Origin of the sequence: Inhella gelatinilytica, assembly GCF_016093295.1 — a bacterium.
Classification (GTDB): domain Bacteria; phylum Pseudomonadota; class Gammaproteobacteria; order Burkholderiales; family Burkholderiaceae_C; genus Inhella; species Inhella gelatinilytica.
On the sequence record NZ_JAEDAL010000001.1, the window covers coordinates 470,951 to 487,436 of the forward strand.

At 68.7% G+C, this 16,486-nt stretch carries 13 protein-coding genes; 6 read left to right on the forward strand and 7 right to left on the reverse strand.

Features of this window, described 5'->3' with window-relative positions:
• Positions 1-20 precede the first annotated feature (20 nt).
• Genes glcE through I7X43_RS02265 form a run of 6 tightly spaced genes read right to left on the reverse strand, consistent with a single transcriptional unit; the run spans position 21 to position 7,037 of the window.
• Complete coding sequence (gene glcE / locus I7X43_RS02240) at positions 21-1,127, reverse strand: glycolate oxidase subunit GlcE (RefSeq protein ID WP_198099259.1); 1,107 nt, start codon at positions 1,125-1,127, stop codon at positions 21-23.
• On the reverse strand, positions 1,124-2,599 hold the full coding sequence (locus I7X43_RS02245) for an FAD-linked oxidase C-terminal domain-containing protein (RefSeq protein WP_198099260.1): 1,476 nt from the start codon (positions 2,597-2,599) through the stop codon (positions 1,124-1,126). The genes glcE and I7X43_RS02245 overlap by 4 nt, the downstream gene beginning before the upstream one ends.
• 13 nt (positions 2,600-2,612) lie before the next feature.
• Entirely contained in the window at positions 2,613-3,401 is a 789-nt protein-coding gene (locus I7X43_RS02250; RefSeq protein ID WP_198099261.1) for a PhaM family polyhydroxyalkanoate granule multifunctional regulatory protein, read from the reverse strand.
• A 53-nt stretch (positions 3,402-3,454) separates the two neighbouring features.
• Positions 3,455-4,312, reverse strand: a complete 858-nt coding sequence (locus I7X43_RS02255) for a type 2 periplasmic-binding domain-containing protein (RefSeq protein WP_198099262.1) — start codon at positions 4,310-4,312, stop codon at positions 3,455-3,457.
• Positions 4,313-4,332: 20 nt separating this feature from the next.
• Entirely contained in the window at positions 4,333-5,226 is an 894-nt protein-coding gene (locus I7X43_RS02260; RefSeq protein ID WP_198099263.1) for a transporter substrate-binding domain-containing protein, read from the reverse strand.
• A gap of 2 nt (positions 5,227-5,228) precedes the next feature.
• On the reverse strand, positions 5,229-7,037 hold the full coding sequence (locus tag I7X43_RS02265; protein WP_246480094.1) for an OPT/YSL family transporter: 1,809 nt from the start codon (positions 7,035-7,037) through the stop codon (positions 5,229-5,231).
• Between the two features lie 164 nt (positions 7,038-7,201).
• Between I7X43_RS02265 and I7X43_RS02270 the strand changes: the two genes are divergently transcribed.
• Together I7X43_RS02270 and I7X43_RS02275 are read left to right on the forward strand one after the other, a co-directional pair.
• The gene (locus I7X43_RS02270; protein WP_198099264.1) at positions 7,202-8,818 is read left to right on the forward strand and encodes a peptide chain release factor 3; all 1,617 of its coding nucleotides are present in this window, start codon (positions 7,202-7,204) and stop codon (positions 8,816-8,818) included.
• Positions 8,819-8,949: 131 nt separating this feature from the next.
• The gene (locus I7X43_RS02275; protein ID WP_198099265.1) at positions 8,950-9,429 is read left to right on the forward strand and encodes a GrpB family protein; all 480 of its coding nucleotides are present in this window, start codon (positions 8,950-8,952) and stop codon (positions 9,427-9,429) included.
• Here the strand turns inward: I7X43_RS02275 and I7X43_RS02280 are convergent.
• Positions 9,426-10,172, reverse strand: a complete 747-nt coding sequence (locus I7X43_RS02280; RefSeq protein ID WP_198099266.1) for a substrate-binding periplasmic protein — start codon at positions 10,170-10,172, stop codon at positions 9,426-9,428. The two genes, I7X43_RS02275 and I7X43_RS02280, sit on opposite strands and share 4 nt — an antisense overlap.
• Before the next feature lie 198 nt (positions 10,173-10,370).
• Here I7X43_RS02280 and I7X43_RS02285 point away from each other — a divergent pair, with 198 nt between their 5' ends.
• The 4 genes from I7X43_RS02285 (at position 10,371) to I7X43_RS02300 (ending at position 16,472) form a co-directional block, all read left to right on the forward strand.
• Positions 10,371-10,703: a PspC domain-containing protein gene (locus I7X43_RS02285; RefSeq protein ID WP_198099267.1), complete on the forward strand. Its 333-nt coding sequence runs from the start codon at positions 10,371-10,373 to the stop codon at positions 10,701-10,703.
• A 61-nt stretch (positions 10,704-10,764) separates the two neighbouring features.
• Positions 10,765-11,091: a PspC domain-containing protein gene (locus tag I7X43_RS02290; protein ID WP_198099268.1), complete on the forward strand. Its 327-nt coding sequence runs from the start codon at positions 10,765-10,767 to the stop codon at positions 11,089-11,091.
• A gap of 90 nt (positions 11,092-11,181) precedes the next feature.
• Complete coding sequence (locus I7X43_RS02295) at positions 11,182-15,378, forward strand: hypothetical protein (protein WP_198099269.1); 4,197 nt, start codon at positions 11,182-11,184, stop codon at positions 15,376-15,378.
• A gap of 74 nt (positions 15,379-15,452) precedes the next feature.
• On the forward strand, positions 15,453-16,472 hold the full coding sequence (locus tag I7X43_RS02300) for a sulfate ABC transporter substrate-binding protein (RefSeq protein ID WP_198099270.1): 1,020 nt from the start codon (positions 15,453-15,455) through the stop codon (positions 16,470-16,472).
• Positions 16,473-16,486 lie beyond the last annotated feature (14 nt).

Here is a 16,486-nt window from a genome sequence, read left to right on the forward strand (position 1 = left end):
AGTCCTCTCATGGGGTTTGCTTAGTCTGAACCCAGCCGACCTGGGTTGAACAGACCCTCGGGGTCCAGCTGCACTTTCACTCGCTGCGCGACCGCCCGCAGCGCCCCGCGTCGGGGGGTAAACACGGGCCCCTCTTTGTTCAGGGCGGCATACAACGTGGCCTCGCCCCCCACGCGGGTCGCCCACTCGCGGACGACAGCGGCCTTCAACGGCGTGACGAGCCAGCGCAGTGCACCGCCCCACTCGATCAGCTGCTCACCCGGCACGTCCATCACCGGGGCCGTGGCTGGCACGCTGAGGCGCCACACGCAGACGCCGCTGCCTGCCTGCAGCGCACGAACCGCGCCCGCAAAGAAGTCGTCGCTCTGGTGCCGCAGACCGTCCCAAAACGCAGCGGCCACTGATGCCTCCAAGACCTCCCCGCCCAACCGCTGAACGGCCCGCTGCAACGCCGAGGCGGGGCCGCTCAGACGAAGCAACCATTGCCCACTCCACCACGCACTGGCACTCAAGGGAAAGCCTTGAACCGCCGCCTGCTGCATGGCATGCAATGCATCGGCGGCATGGGGCACGTCAAACCGCACGGTCACCTGGGCGGGTGGCAAGGGGTTGAGTTTGAAGCTGGCCTCGGCGATCAGGCCCAGCGTCCCCATGGCGCCCACCATCAGGCGCGCCACGTCAAAACCCGCCACGTTCTTCATCACCGTGCCCCCCATGCGGAGCACACCGCCACGGCCATCGATCAGCGTCACCCCGAGCAGTGCGTCCCGCACGCCCCCGGCATAGGCCCGACCGGGGCCTGCCAAGCCCGTCGCGATACACCCCCCGACGGTGCCCTCGCCGCCGAACCGGGGCGGTTCAAAACCCAGGCCCTGCCCCTGCTGCGCCAGCAGGGCTTCGAGTTCCGACAGGGGCGTGGCCGCCCCCACCGTCACCACACGTTCGGCCGGCGCATAGGCGCGAATCCCCAGCAGCTCGGGTTCGCGGCTCAATATCCAAGGGGTTCCTTGGGGCGTCTCGCCATAAAAACGTTTGCTGGCGTGACCCACCAACTCCAACTGCGCCCCTGCGGCAGCGGCCGCTTGAATGCGCTCGGACAGGGATTGATAGGGCGGCGATGAACTCAAAATCGCTCCAACTCCGGGTGCGGCAATTGCCCGTTCCGCACCCACAGCGCGCCCCCTTCGGCGCAGCGCCGCAGTTGGGGGATCGCCTTGCCCGGGTTCAGCAAGCCCGCCGGGTCCCACGCCGCTTTGAGGGCATGAAAAGCGGCCAACTCGTCGGCACTGAACTGCGTGCACATGCTGTCCAGCTTTTCCAAGCCCACGCCGTGTTCACCGGTGATCGATCCCCCCAGCGCCACGGCATGGGCCAAGATGGCCGCCCCAAAGCCCTCGGCCCGGCGCAGTTGCTCCGGATCTTTCGCATCAAACAAGATCAGCGGATGCAAATTGCCATCCCCCGCATGGAAGACGTTAAAGCAGCGCAAGCCCCACTCGGACTGCATGGCGGTAATGCGCTGCAGCATGGGCGCGAGTTGACTGCGCGGAATCGACGCATCCATGCAGAGGTAATCCGGACTGATGCGGCCGCTGGCTGGAAAGGCGTTCTTGCGCCCGCTCCAAAAGCGCAGGCGCTCCGCTTCGGTGCGGCTTTCGTCAATGCGGGTGGCGCCGCTGGCCTGCAGCGTGGCCCGCATCAGCGCGATCTCCGCCTCAACGGTCTGGGCATCACCATCGGACTCGCACAGCAGCAAGGCCGCCGCGGACAAGTCATAGCCCGCGTGGACATAGTCCTCGACGGCCGCCGTCATGGGGCCATCCATCAACTCCAAGCCGGCGGGCGTAATGGCCCCTGCCATCAACGCCGCCACGGCCTGCCCCGCTTGCGACACGTCGGCAAAGCTGGCCAGCAAACACCGCGCCACGGGCGGCTTGGGCGTCAAGCGAACCAGCACTTCGGTCACGACGCACAGCAGACCCTCGCTCCCCACGGCCAGCGCCAGCCAGTCCGGGCCCGCAGATTCCAAGGCGCCGCTCATGGACCCCAACTCCAAGGGCTCCCCTTCGACCGTAAAGCCCCGCACGCCCAAGACGTTGTGCAGGGTGAGTCCGTATTTCAGGCAGTGCACCCCCCCGGCGTTTTCCGCCACATTGCCGCCGATCGTGCAGGCGATTTGGCTGCTCGGGTCGGGGGCGTAATACAACCCATGGGCCGCCGCCGCCTGACTGATGGCCAGATTGCGCACGCCACATTGCACCCGTGCCGTGCGCGCGAGGGGGTCGATTTCCAGAATTTGATTCAGCCGCGCCAGGCTCAGCGTCAACCCGTCGGGGTGGGGGGTCGCCCCGCCAGACAAACCCGTGCCCGCGCCACGCGCCACGATCGGAACGCCCTGCTCATGGCAGGCCCGCAGCACCGCGGCGACCTGCTCCGCATCCCGGGGAATGGCGACCGCCAGCGGGCGCTGTCGCACCGCGGTAAACCCATCCGCTTCGTAGGGGCCAAAGCCCCCCTCGCGGGCCACCCACCCCTCCGCCCCCAAAACCGGGCCCAGGCGCTGCCACAGCGCCTGCCGGCGCGCCTCCCGTTCGGTCATCCCCTGCGTCCGTTCACGCCTTGCGCACCCGCTTGGGGGCTGGGCGAGCCGGCGTCTTCGTTGCCGGTTTTGTGGGGGGTTTGGCAGCGGCCTTTCGCTTGACGGGCGCGCGGTCGTCGGGCCCGGCCGACGCGCTTCCCGCCGACTCGGCCGCCGCACGTTGCGCGCTCAAGCTCTTGGCCATGCTGCCGGTCACGCCGCCCATCACGGCCTGCGGCACCGAGGCCGCCTTGCGCAAGGTGTCGCCCGCCGCGTCGATGCTGTGCTTGACCAGGCTGGTGGCCAAGCCCTTGGCGGCCTCGGTCGCACTGTCCTTCATGGCTTGGGCCGCCACCTGACTGAACTGCTGGGACAAGGCCGACCACCACTGCATCGGGTCCACCGCGGGCTTCTCTGGCGTCGCCGCCGCAGCCGCCGGCTTGGCGGCGCGGCGCGGCTTGGCTGGTTTGAGCCCCGGCGGCACGCCCGGAAGCCCCGGCATGCCGGGCAGCCCGTCCACCATGGGCGTGGGCACCTTCAGAACTTCTTTCAACTCCTGCAGCGGCACATTCATGGTTTTGAGCGTGGACAGCGTCATGCGCTGCACTTCCAGCGCCTGAATGGTGGCGGCCAGCATGCGGGCGTTTTGCTCCAGCCAAAACTGCACCGTGCGCAACTCTTCAATCCGCTTGCCCAGCTCTTCCGGGTTCAGTGTGGGGGCTACCCATTGACCGATCCCCGGCAGCGCCGTGCCGGCGTTTTTGACCAGCCCCTGGAGAAATTCAAAACCCGGGACGAACTTGCTGAAATTGGCATCCGACATGGCCGCACACTCCAGAGTCGAGAAAGAAATATCCTACGACGGGGCCACGGCCCTTACTCGCCGCGTCCGCGCAGGCTGAGGACATCGAACCGCGACAGGGGCAGCCCGGGCGGCAGCGGGTAATCGTTCAGGGTGAAGACGCGCGCCTGGGCCAAGCCCTTGATCAAGCCCCCGTAATGGTGACGAAACAGCGTGGCATAGCTGCCGTCCTGCCAAGCCCGGTCCAGCCCGGTGTGCAGTGCCGACTGCAAATCGGCCCGCTGCGGCGCCACAAAGAAGCAGTCGTCCAGCGGATAAAAAAGCAGCAGGTCCGGCACCACCCCAATCGGATCGCCCAAACCACCAAAGTGCACCATCTCCGAGGGCACTTCGTTCAAGCCGCGACTCAAGTAGTCGCTGCGGCCGGCCCTCAGGTCTTCATAGAGCTGCTCGGTGCTGCGGGCCAGCTGCAGCGTGAAGCCCAACCGCTGCAAGATGGGGGCGTCGGCCCATTCCGCGCCGTAGCCCAGACGCAAGGCCTTGAGCGCCTTGAGATCTTTGAGTTGGCGCAGCTTGTCCAGCCGGTCGGCACGCGCCACCAGTCGCCGCAAGCCCAGCAGCCCCCGGCGCAAGGGGAAGTCCACCCGCCGCAGTCCGTAGTCCTGGTAGACCGCCTCGTGCGCGGGCAACGGGGCCATGTCGGCATGCCCATCGCGCAGCTCGCGCACCTGCCGCAGCCAGGTTTGACTGGGCAGCAAATGCAAGGCATCCCCCCAGCCGGCCTTGCGCAAACCCAGCTGGGCCAACTCGCCCTGGAAGAACGGCTGACCGGCCACAAAGTAAGGGGGGCCGGGAATGCGCACCGTCCCCCCGGCCGCGACCGCCAGCCCCGGGCTCAGGAGCCCCAGGCTCAACAGTGATCGACGATCCATGCTCCGGCCTCCTTCCCGATTCAAGGCGTTTGGAAGCGCCCTTGGCTGGGTTCCAGTTGCAACACATCAAAGTCTTCTAGCGGTGTCTGGGGCTCAACCCCATACCCATGCACGGCATAGACCTGGCGCCGTTTCAAATCGGCACGCTCCAAGCCCCGCCCAAAGAAACTCATGAAAAGCCGGGTGAAGCGACCATCCCGCCGAATGCGGCGCAGCCCCGTCTCCAGCGCCGCCGCGACATCGGTCCGCTGGGGGTTCACGTAGAAGTAATCGTCCAGGGGATAGAAGAGGGCGATGCGGGGCACCACCACGATGCCATGCGGCACCAGCAACGGGTGGTCCACCTCCGCCCACACCTCATTGACCCCACGACTCAAAAAATCAAAACGCCCCAGCGCCAACATTCGAAAGAGCCCGGTGTAGCTGGTGCTCGGCTCCACCCGGAAGCCCACTTGACGCATGCGCTCCAAATCAGCCCAATCGGCGCCATACCCCAGGCGGTAGCGCTGCAACTCCCGCAGCGAACGCACACGCGACAGCGTCTCCGCCAGCTCTCGGCGCGCCAGCAACAGGCGAACGCCCAACAAGCCCCGGCGCACGGGCTGTCGCACCACCGCCAGGCCGCTGGCGTCCTGCCCCGCTGTGGCGAGCACGGCCACGTCCAATGCGCCGCCGCGCAGCTCGTCGGCAATGCGGGGTTGGGTCAAGCCGGCCACGGGCTCCATAGGAAGCGGCAGGCCCCCGGCCTCCAACGCCAACCGCGCCAGCGCCATCGGGTATTCGTGGCGGTGGTCGTTTTCGTCCCGCGGCCCCGCCATGCGCAGCGCCTCGGCCGCCCCGGCCGGCCGCCAGCCCCCCGCCGCCGCCCCAGCCAGCAGGGCGCGACGCGGGATGGCGAAGGCCAAGCCGCTCATGCTCAGACGAGGGCCAACAGGCCCACCACACCGAGGCCCAGGGCGGCCAGCGCATCGCCCGCAATCAGGCCGCCCCCCACCAGTGACGTCGTACTCATATCGCTGGGTAGGTCGTTGTCCTCGCGCGGCCGCCGCGCCAGGGTATTGAACAGGCTGGAGGCCACGCCCCCCGCCCCAAACCACAGCGAGGTCGGCAGGTTCACAAAGCCACCAAAGCTGAAGGCATAGGGGCTGGGCAGAAAGAAGGCGTCCAGGCAGAAATCCGTGGCGAAGCCCGTGCGCCCCGAGGCCACAAAGGCCTGGTAGCGCGCGCTGCGCTTGATCAGCTTGCGGGCCCCTTCGACGACGACCCCAAACAGCACGCCCATCACGATGGCAGCCGTCTGGGCCGGGTTGGGCTCCGAGAGACCGCGCAGCACGCCCACAAACTTGTAGGTCATGGCCGAGGCCCACTGCGCGGGCTGCTGGTCGGCTGTCATCACCGTCTGGTCCAGGCGCAGCACGGGGTAGGCGGCCATGAAGAGCTCGGCGATGCCCACGGCCATCAGCGCGCCCACCAAGATGCCGCCCACCTGGAAGCGGAACTGCAGCGCGCGGTTGGAGCCCAAGCGCCAGCCGGTGCTGCGGTCCTGCTGCATGTCGCAGCCGATGCTGGTGGCGATGAGCAGCACGGTCGCCGCCATCAGGCCGACCATGGGGTCGGTCAGGCCGGCCAGGCCGAAGAGGATCACGCTGAGCACAAAGGCCGAGCTGATGGGGTTGCTGTCGGTCAGCCCGACCGAGATGCCATTGCCCATCACAAAGATGGCCACCAGCACCAAGGCCAGCGCCATCATCCAGAACGGGATGCCGAAAAACTGCATGCCCGACACCACCACGGCCAGCGCCGAGACCCCCACAAAGGCCAGCAGGCGCGGCAGGTTGTAGCGCGGCCCGGTGCTTTCCTCGGCGCTGCCCCCAGCGTCCGCCTGCGAAGGGCCATCCAGCCCGCGCCAGCGACGCTGAGCCTGCCAGACGATGAGGGCGATGTCGATCACCGTGGCGCCCAGGATCATGCCCAGGGCGATCAGGAAGGCAATCTTGCGAAACGGGTCCCCCTCCTTCAGCCAGCCCATGCTGACAAAGGTCGGCGTCAGCGCCCAGAAAAGCAAGCCCGAGGTGATGGCGGGAATGGTGATGCGGGCCCCCACGATCAGCCCCGCGCCGAAGGTCGACAGGCTCAGTTCAATCGCCCCCAAGGCTGCCACCTTGGCCGAGGCCAGGCCGCCCAGCACCCCCGTGCCGATGCCGCCGAAGAGGCGCGCCACCGAGCGCTTGAGCAGGGCCGGGTCGGTCAATGCGCGCAGGATGTTGGCCACGGCCAAGCCCGAGGGGTAGGTGAGCTTCATGCGCTCCACCAGGGTCGGCGTGTACAGCATGCCCACGCCCGCGCCCAGCATGCCGATGGCCAGCATGTAGATCACCAGCTGCCAGGTCGGCACCGGCGGCAGCCCCATCCAGACGCGCGCCTGCAGCAAACAGCTCATGGCCATCATGCCGGCCACGCTGGCAGCCATGGTCTGCATGTAGTTGGCCCCGTGGCGGCCCGCCGGGCCATAGCCCAGGGTCACGATGGAGCCAAGGATGCCCGCCATCACCTGGGCATTGACATAAAAGCCCAGCGAAAAGTTCATGTACGAGGCGGCGATGCCGCCGAGCGGCCCCAGCACCAACATGCCCACCGCGACCAACAGGCCGTAATACCCCGGCGAGCCGATGGCCGGCAGCCAGCCCCAACGACGCTCATCCAACCCCGAAACAGCAGCAGACATGTTGTTCAGGCCGGTCACCGCCAGCCAAATCGATTGAACCGCGTAGTCTGGCGGCGCCCGACCCCCAGCGCCAGCCGGCTTACCCCCAAGTGGGGCCAATGCCACGGGTTAACCCCAGCCGATAATGGCGGGTTCCGCCCAAAAACCTCCCTCCCGCGCCCGCCATGTCCGAACGCATCGAAGCCGAAGTGCGCCGCCGCCGCACCTTCGCGATCATTTCCCACCCCGACGCGGGCAAGACCACGCTGACCGAAAAGCTGCTGCTGTTCTCGGGCGCGATCCAGATCGCTGGCTCGGTGAAGGCACGCAAGGCCGCCCGCCACGCCACCTCGGACTGGATGGAGATCGAGAAGCAGCGCGGCATCTCGGTGGCGTCGTCGGTGATGCAGATGGAATACCGCGACTGCGTGATCAACCTGCTCGACACCCCGGGCCACCAAGACTTCTCCGAAGACACCTACCGCGTGCTCACGGCCGTGGACGCGGCGCTGATGGTGATCGACGCCGCCAACGGTGTGGAACCGCAGACCCGCCGTCTGCTCCAGGTCTGCCGCGCGCGCAACACGCCCATCCTCACCTTCGTCAACAAGATGGACCGCGAGGTCAAGGACCCGCTGGCCCTGATGGATGAGTTGGAGCAAGAGCTCGGGATGACCGTCTGCCCCTTCACGTGGCCGGTGGGCATGGGCAAGCAGTTTGGCGGCGTGATGGACCTGCGGGCCTCCACCATGCGCGTGTTCGCCCCAGGCGAAGACCGCGCCGGCGGCGACGAGGAACTGATCACCGACCTGGGCAACCCGGCGCACGAGGCCCGCTTCGGCATGGCCTGGGGCACGGCCCAGGGCGAGCTGGAACTGGTGCGCGAAGCGGCCACGCCGTTCGACCACGCGGAGTTCCTGGCCGGTCACCAGACGCCCATGTTCTTCGGTTCGGCCATCAACAACTTCGGTGTGCGCGAGGTGCTCGATGCCCTGGTGGAACTGGCGCCCCCGCCCGGCTCGCGCCCCGCACTGCAGCGCACGGTGGAGCCCACCGAGAAGAAGTTCAGCGGCGTGGTGTTCAAGATCCAGGCCAATATGGACCCAGCGCACCGCGACCGCATCGCCTTTGTGCGCTGCGCCTCGGGCCACTTTGAGCGCGGCATGCGCCTCAAGGTCACGCGCACTGGCAAGGATTTCCGCCCCAACACCGTGGTGAGTTTCCTCTCGCAGCGGCGCGAGCTGGTCGAGGAGGCTTTCGCCGGCGACATCATCGGCATCCCGAACCACGGCGTGCTGCACCTGGGCGACACGCTGACCGAGGGCGAGGCCTTGCAGTTCACCGGCCTGCCCTTCTTTGCGCCGGAAATGTTCCGCAATGTCGAAGTGGCCGATCCGCTCAAGACCAAGCAGCTGCGCGCCGGCCTGCAGCAGTTGGGCGAAGAAGGGGCAATCCAGGTCTTCCGCCCGATGGCAGGCTCGGTACTGATGCTGGGCGCCGTGGGCCAACTGCAGTTTGAGGTGGTGGCGCACCGCTTGGAGCACGAGTACGGCGTCAAGGCGCGCATCCAGCCCTGCCGCTTCCAGGTGGCGCGCTGGGTCACGGCGGACGACGAGGCCGAGCTCAAGAAGTTCATCGCCGCAAACGACCACCGCATGGCCTACGACGCCGTCGACGCCCCGACCATCCTGGTCGAGTACGCCCCCGAGCTGCGCGCCATTCAAGAGAACTGGCCCAAGATCCACTTCCACGCGCTGCGCGAGCACGCGGGGCTGGTGTTCCAGAAGAAGCTGGATGGCTGAGGTCGGAGCGAGGACAGTCCTGAGGACTGGCCGACCCCGACCGAAGGACTGCGCCCGTCACGCGGGCGCAGGCTGGGGAGCTGATGGCAGGCGCACAGTCTCGACTCGTCTATGAGTGCCTCCCGATGCCCATGCTCCACGCCCCGGCGGCCTACCAGCCTCTCCAACAAGCGCGGTTCGACGCCCTGGCGCCGCGGCTGCAGGCTTGGCTGCCACAGGCCCGTATTGAGCACATCGGCGCGTCCAGCATTTCGGGCGCCTGCTCCAAGGGCGATCTGGATGTGCTGGTCGCGGTGGACGGCGCGCAGCTGGAAGCGGCCCGCGCCGTGCTGGTGGCCCAGGGCTACGTCGAAAAGCTTGACACCCTGCGCACGCCCGAGCTGTGCATGCTGGAATCCGCCGTCGACCAGCCCGAGCATGCGCTGCAGCTGGTCGCCCGGGGTTCGGGGTTCGAACGCAACTTCCTCGGCTTCCGCGACCGCCTGCGCGCAGCACCCGAACGTGTCGCCGCCTACAACGCGCTCAAGCAGGCCCATGCGGGCCAGAGCGATGCGGAGTACCGGGCGGCCAAGAGCCGCTTCATCGAATCCGTGCTGGAGGCCATGACCTAGCGGGCCGGATGACGGTTCAGGTAGGGGGCGTGGAAACGCTCCCACCCGCGCTTGTGCAGGGCCTCCAAGCCACGGTTCAGCGCTTCCAGACCTGACACGGCGGCCGGTGTGCGGGCAAAGGCCATGTGCGTCCCCGTGCCACTGGGCAGTTCAAAGCGTTCGATACGCAGCGCTTCGGTCAGGGAGAGCTCTTGCAGCAGCCACGTCGCCACCACGGCCGTCATCGCGACGACCTCGACGTGACCGGCTTCCAACATGCGCAACAGCGCGGGCCGGTTGGGCCCCCAGGTCGCCCCGCTGCCCACAGCTGCCAGCAAGGCCGGCGGGTAGGCAAAGCCGCGAACCAGGCCCACCTGTCGCCCCTGCAGCTCCTGCAGGGTGCGAACCCGCACCCCACTGGCCCCCCGGACCAGAAATTGGTGTCGCACCTCGGTGCCATAGGCACGGCTGAAGGACAGCAGTTGCTCCCGCTCGGGTGTGCGACGCAAGCCCACGGTGAAGTCCGCCTCGCCACGCTCCAGCATCAGGAGCGTGCGCCGAAAGGGCAGGATTTCGACGCTGATCGGCGGGCCACCCCCCAGGCGCAGCGCGGTCTGTGCGATGTCGATGTCGATCCCCGGCCCGAGCGCATGCCCAGCCGGCATCACAAACGGAGGGTCCACGTCGGCGACCAGACGCAGAGGCACCGGCGCCTGGCCCACGGCCCCGCCCGTCCACCCCAGTGCGGTGAGCCCAACACTCACCCGTCGCCGGCTCGCATCCATCGCCAAAGAATGCCACAGCCCCCTGACACCGGTTGCCGCAGGGGATAGGGCTTGCTCCCGCCCAACCCGGGCAATCGGAGCTCCATCCCCCGCCAGCGACGGCCCATCGCAAGCGCCTGGCCCCGCACGGGGCTCGCGCCTATCGTTCACCCACACCGAACAAAAAGGAGCCGCACCATGTTCTCCGCCAACGACCTGCAACGCCTGGCTGACCTGCACCGCGACGGTCACCTGAACGACGACGAATTCGGCCGCGCCAAGGCGCGTGTGCTGAATGACGACGGCGCCGCGGCCGCCACGGCCCCCTGGCCGGCGCCCATCGCCGCGCTCAACCAGTTCCGCCGCAGCCGCAGCGACCGCTGGCTGGGCGGCGTCTGCGGCGGGCTGGAGCGCATGACGGGCTTGGCCTCCTGGGGCTGGCGCATCCTTTTTGTGCTGGGCCTGACCCTCAGCGGTTGTAGCCTGCTGGTCTACTTGGGGCTGTGGATCTTTGTTCCCGAAGAGGCCTAAGAACCGCATCCGCCCATCGGCGCGCCACCTGCGCGCTTTTGCTTCCACCAGGAGTTGATCCATGTCCGCTGCCGAAGAACTGCAACGCCTCGCCGACCTGCACCGTCAGGGGGCACTCACCGATGCCGAGTTCGCTCAAGCCAAAGCCCGCCTGTTGAATGAGCCGGCCGGCGCCCCGGCCGCAGCCCCATCTGCAGCCGCGGCCGGCATCAACACCTTGCGCCGCAGCGCCACCGACCGCTGGTTTGGCGGCGTCTGCGCCGGTATCGGCCGCGCGACCGGGTCCGAATCCTGGGTCTGGCGCCTGCTGTTCGTGCTGGCCATGCTGTTCTTCGGGACCGGCCTGCTGATCTACATCCTGCTGTGGATCTTCGTGCCCAGCGAGTGAAGCGCTAGAAAACCCTGAGCCGTTCGCCTGAGCGCACGCCGGGCTTGAGGGGTACAAACCCGCCGCACCAACCAGGCAGCGGGAGACCCCATGACAACCACATCCACCGGAACGACGCGGGGCAGCAGGCTCGCCGCATGGGGGCTCGCGCTGCTGCCGCTGCTGGGCATGGCCCAGCCTCTCAAACCCGAAGAGCTGCCCAAGGCCTTGCAAGACTGGCTGCCCTGGGCTTGGCACGGCCACCTGGCCGAACGCTGCCCCAAGGCGTTTGACGGCCAAGCCGAGCAGCCCTGCGTCTGGCCCGGCCACCTCAGCCTCAAGGCTGAGGCCAGCGGTGCCAGTTTCCGCATGGAGCTTCAGGTACTCGGAAAGCCCGCCCATGTGGCACTTCCGGGCGAGGCGGGTGCTTGGCCGCAGGACGTCAAGTCGAGCGGCGAAGCCTTGGCGGTGACGGAGATCGACGGCCGCCCGGCCGTGTGGCTCACACCGGGTCGACACACGGTGGAAGGACGCCTCACCTGGCGCACCCCACCGCAGGACCTGCAGCTTCCCGCCGGCCTGGGCAGCCTGGAGGCCAGCCTGAGCGGCCAGCCGCTGCGCCAGCGCGTGGACGCCAACGACCGCCTGCTGCTCTCCCCGGGAGCCGCCGCCCAGGCGCAGGCGGAAGTCAGCGAAAGCGTGCGCACCGTGCGCCAGTTGGACGATGACATTCCCGCGCGCTTGATCACGCAGTTTGGTCTCACGGTCTCGGGGCCCTCACGGGAGATCACCCTGCCCCTGGCCCTGCTGCCCGGTTGGCAGGCGCAGGAGATCCGCAGCCCGCTGCCAGCCCGCTTGCAAAGCGATGGCAGCCTGCGCGTGCAGGCGAGGCCGGGCCAGTGGCAGTTGGAACTCGAAGCACGCCACATGGCGCCGCTCGCCCAGTTGGCGCTGCCCGCCGGCGGCGCCAGTGCCGAGGAGGTGTGGAGCTTTGCGGCACAGAACGCGCTGCGTGTGGTGTCGGTCAGCGGCGGCACGAGCGTGGACCCGCGCCAAGTGGAGATGCCCGAGGACTGGCGCCGCCTGCCCGCCTACCGTTTGCGGCCCGGTGAGGCGCTGCAGCTGGCCCAGACCCGGCGCGGCACCGAGCAGCCCGAGGCCGATGCGCTCAATCTCCACCGCACGCTTTGGCTGGACTTTGACGGCGGCGGCTTCTCGGTGCAAGACCGCATCGAGGGCCAGGTGCACCGCGCCACCCGGCTGGACATGCCCAGCCCCGGCCTGCTGGGCCGCGCCAGCGTCAACGGCGCCGAACAGACCCTCACCCAGGGCGGCGCGGGCCACGTGGGCTTTGCCTTGCGGGACGAGCACTTGGCGATACAGGCCGACAGTCGCATCAGCAGCCGCAGCGGCCCCTTGCCCGCCAGCGGTTGGGCGCAGGACTTTGAATCGCTACAAACCGAACTGCGCTTGCCGCCCGGTTGGTTCTTGCTGCACGCCAGCGGAGTGGATCGCGCCGAGGGCAGCTGGATCGAACGCTGGACGCTGTGGGACTTGTTCTTCTGGCTGCTGGGTGCGCTGGCCGCGGGCAAGCTGCTGGGCTGGCGCGTGGGCCTGCTCACGGGCGCGGCGCTGGGCCTGGCCTGGCACCTGCCGGGCTCCCCCCCCCAGGCCCTGTGGCTGGCCTTGATGGGCCTGCTGGCCCTGCGTCAGGTGCTGCCGGCCGGTCATGGCTTGGGCGTTTGGGTGGCGCGGGCGCAGCGAGTGGCTTGGGTGGTGTTGGCCTTGGGGATGCTGCGCTTTGGGGTGGACCAAGTGCATTTCGCCTTGCATCCACAACTGGAAACGCAGAGCACCGATTGGGCGGCCCATCGGCAGCAGGAAGAAGCTCGCCGCCAAGTGGGCCGAGTTGACCTCAAGATGCCCGCCCCCGCCTTTGTGCCGGTGCCAGAGATTTCAGTCACCGGCTCCAGAATGAAGGTGATTGATGAAAACAATCAGCGCGCCCAGCAACTGCTGGACGAACTCCGCCAGCAAGACCCCCGCGCCCGCGTGCAAACCGGCCCCGGGCTGCCGAACTGGTCGTGGACGGCCCATGCGCTGAACTGGCAAGGCCCCGTGCAGGCGGGGCAGACGCTGTCGCTGTGGCTGCTGCCACCCGGGGCCCTGAGCCTGCTGCGCGTGCTGGCCGTGCTGCTGCTGGTGGCGGCGGCGCTGCCGCTGGCACGGGGCGCCTGGCCGCAGGCGGAGGTCCGCTTGAGCGGGTGGCGCCGGCGCCGCCAGCGGGGCGGCCTGCACTGGGACCTGCTGGGGCCGCTGGCCCTGCTGCTGGCCGCCGTGCCCGCAGCGTTTGCCAATCCCAAGGCCCAGGAGGGCGTCTTCCCGCAGCCCAGCGACGCGCTGCTGACCGAGCTGCGCGCCCGCGTGAACCCACCGCCGCCCTGCCTGCCCCGCTGTGCCGAGCTGGCGCGCGGCCTGCTTGTGGTCCAGGGCGGGCGCATCCAGCTGCGACTGGAGGTGCATGCGCAAGCCGCGGTGGCTTTGCCGCTGCCGGGCGAGGGCACGAACTGGCGGCCCGAGCGCATCAGCCTGGACGGGCAGCCCGCCCCCACGCGGCGCGACGAACAGGGTCAGCTCTGGCTGCTGGCACCGGCCGGCGTCAGCCAGGTGCTGCTGGAAATGGACGCCGGCAGTGCGCAGGACGTGGGCATCAACCTGCCCCTGCCGCTGCGCGAACTCAAGACCCAACTCGACGGCTGGGCCCTGAGCGGGCTGGACGCCCGCGGCCTGCCCAGTGGCGCCCTGCGCCTGGCGCGCGAGCTGGGCGATGTGCAAGCCGCCAAGCAAAGCAAGAGCCCCGACACCGGCACGCCACGCGACGCCCTGCCGCCCCTGGTGCGGGTGGAGCGCCAGTTGCAACTGGGCCTGCAGTGGTCGGTGACGACCCGGGTCCAGCGCGTCAGCCCCAGCCGGGCCCCGGTCGGCGTGCAGGTGGCCCTGCTGCCCGGTGAGGCGATCACCGAGGCCGGCGCCCAAGTCCGCGAGGGCGTGCTGCACCTGCAGCTCGGCGGCGAGGACGAGGTGGTGCTGACCAGCATGCTCAAGCCCCTGCCGCAGCTCGATTTCCAGGCGGGGCAGCAGCCGCAGCAAATCGAGGTCTGGAGCCTGGCCGCCAGCCCGGCCTGGCAGGTGCAGATGCAGGGCCTGGCGCCGATCTGGCACCAGCGCGAGGGCCGCTGGTCCCCGCAGTGGCAACCCTGGCCGGGCGATCGCCTGCAATTGCGCATCGCCAAGCCGGCTGGCGCTGAGGGCCAGACGCTGACGCTGGATACCCTGCGCACCGAGGTGGCGCCGGGGCGCCAAGCCAGCAGCGTCACGGCGCACCTGAGCCTGCGCGCCAGCCTGGGGCAGGACCACCGGCTGCAGCTCCCGCCCGGGGCCGAACTGTTGGAACTGCGCCTGAACGACGCCCCGCTGCCGGTGCAGGCCCGCGACGGTGCGCTAACTGTGCCGCTGACCCCGGGGCGGCACGAGCTCAAGCTGCGTTGGCGCCAACCCGAGGGCCTGGCGACTTGGTTCCGCAGCCCGGCGCTGGGCCTGGGCCCACTGCAGGGCGTCAACGAGCGACTGGAGCTGAGCGTGCCACAGGACCGGGTGGCGCTGGCCATGGGCATCAGCCAAGGCCCGACCCTCGGTCCGGCCGTGTTGTTCTGGGGCGTGCTGTTGGTGCTGGCGGCAGCCGTGGCCTTCGGCCTGCGCAAGCTCGAAGGCCTGCCGCTCCAGGGCTGGGGCTGGCTGCTGTTGGGCCTCGGCGTGGCGCCGGCCAGCCTGCAGGGCTTGGCGGTGATCCTGGGCTGGTTCCTCCTGCTGCGCGCCCGCGAGCGCCTGGCGGGGGCGGACCTGCCGCGGTGGCAGTTCAACGGCCTGCAGCTGCTGGTGCTGCTGTGGACGGTGGCGACCCTCTCGGCGCTGACGCACGCGCTCTCGGTCGGCCTCCTGGGCCATCCCAACTTGCTGATCCAGGGCAATGGCTCGCACGCCCATCACCTGGCCTGGTACGCCGACCGTGTGGCGGGCGAGGCCCGCAGCGCCTGGCTGATCAGCCTGCCCATCTGGGCCTACCGCGTGGCCATGTTGCTGTGGGCGCTGTGGCTGGCGGCAGCCCTGCTGGGCTGGGTGCGCTGGGCCTGGGGCGCCTTCAGCGCGGGCGGACTGTGGCGGGGCAAGCCGGTGACAGCGCCCGCGCCCGCCGCGGTTGCCGCCCAGCCCCCCGCAGCTGAAACCCTCATTAATTCCAATAACGAATAAACAAAGCACTTCTTATTCGTTCCAAATCTGATCGAGGGCCGGCACGATCCGGTCCTCGATCAAAAAGGACGACCATGAAGCTGCTGCGCCGCCCCCTCGCCACTGCGTTTTTGGCCCTGGCCACGGGCCTCACCGGCCTGACCGCCCCTGCCCAGGCGCAGGACACGCTGCTGAACGTCTCCTATGACGTGGCGCGCGAGCTGTACAAGGACCTCAACCCCGCCTTCGCCAAGAACTGGCAAGCCAAGACGGGCCGCAGCGTGGCGGTCAACCAGAGCCACGGCGGCTCCAGCAAGCAGGCGTTGGCCGTGGCCGGTGGCCTGGAGGCCGATGTGGTGACCATGAACCAGGCCACGGACGTGGACATGCTGGCGAGCCAGGGCATCGTGGCCTCCGACTGGCGCAAGCGCTTTGCCCATGGCGCCGCGCCCTACACCTCGGTCACGGTGTTTCTGGTGCGCAAGGGCAACCCCAAGGCGGTCAAGGACTGGGCCGATCTGACCCGCCCCGGCCTGCAGGTCATCGTGCCCAACCCCAAGGTCACGGGCAATGGCCGCTACACGTACTTGGCAGCATGGGGCAGCGTGATCGCCGCTGGCGGCACCGAGGCCCAGGCCCGGGAGCGCGTCAGCAAGCTGTTTGCCAACGTGCCGGTGCTGGACGGCGGCGGCCGCGGCGCCACCACCACCTTCACCCAACGCGGCATTGGCGACGTGCTGGTCACGTTTGAAAACGAAGCCGAACTGATCGAGAACGAATTTGGCAAGGGCCTCTTTGACGTGGTCTACCCCTCGGTCACCATTGAAGCCGAGATGCCCGTGGCCTTGAATGAAAAGGTCACCGCCAAGCGGGGCAGCCAAGCCCTGGCCAAGGCTTACCTGGACTTCCTCTACAGCCCTGAAGCGCAAGAGATCATCGCCCGCCACAACCTGCGTCCGCGCCTGCCGGACGTGGCCAAGAAGCACGCGGCCCGATTCCCCGACCTGAAGACCTTCACGGTCGACGCGCTGCTGGGGGGCTGGGCGCAAGTGGCCAAGACGCACTTTGCCGACGGCGGGGTGTACGACCAGATCCAAGCCGGCATCAAACGCTGAGCGCCCCGCGCAGG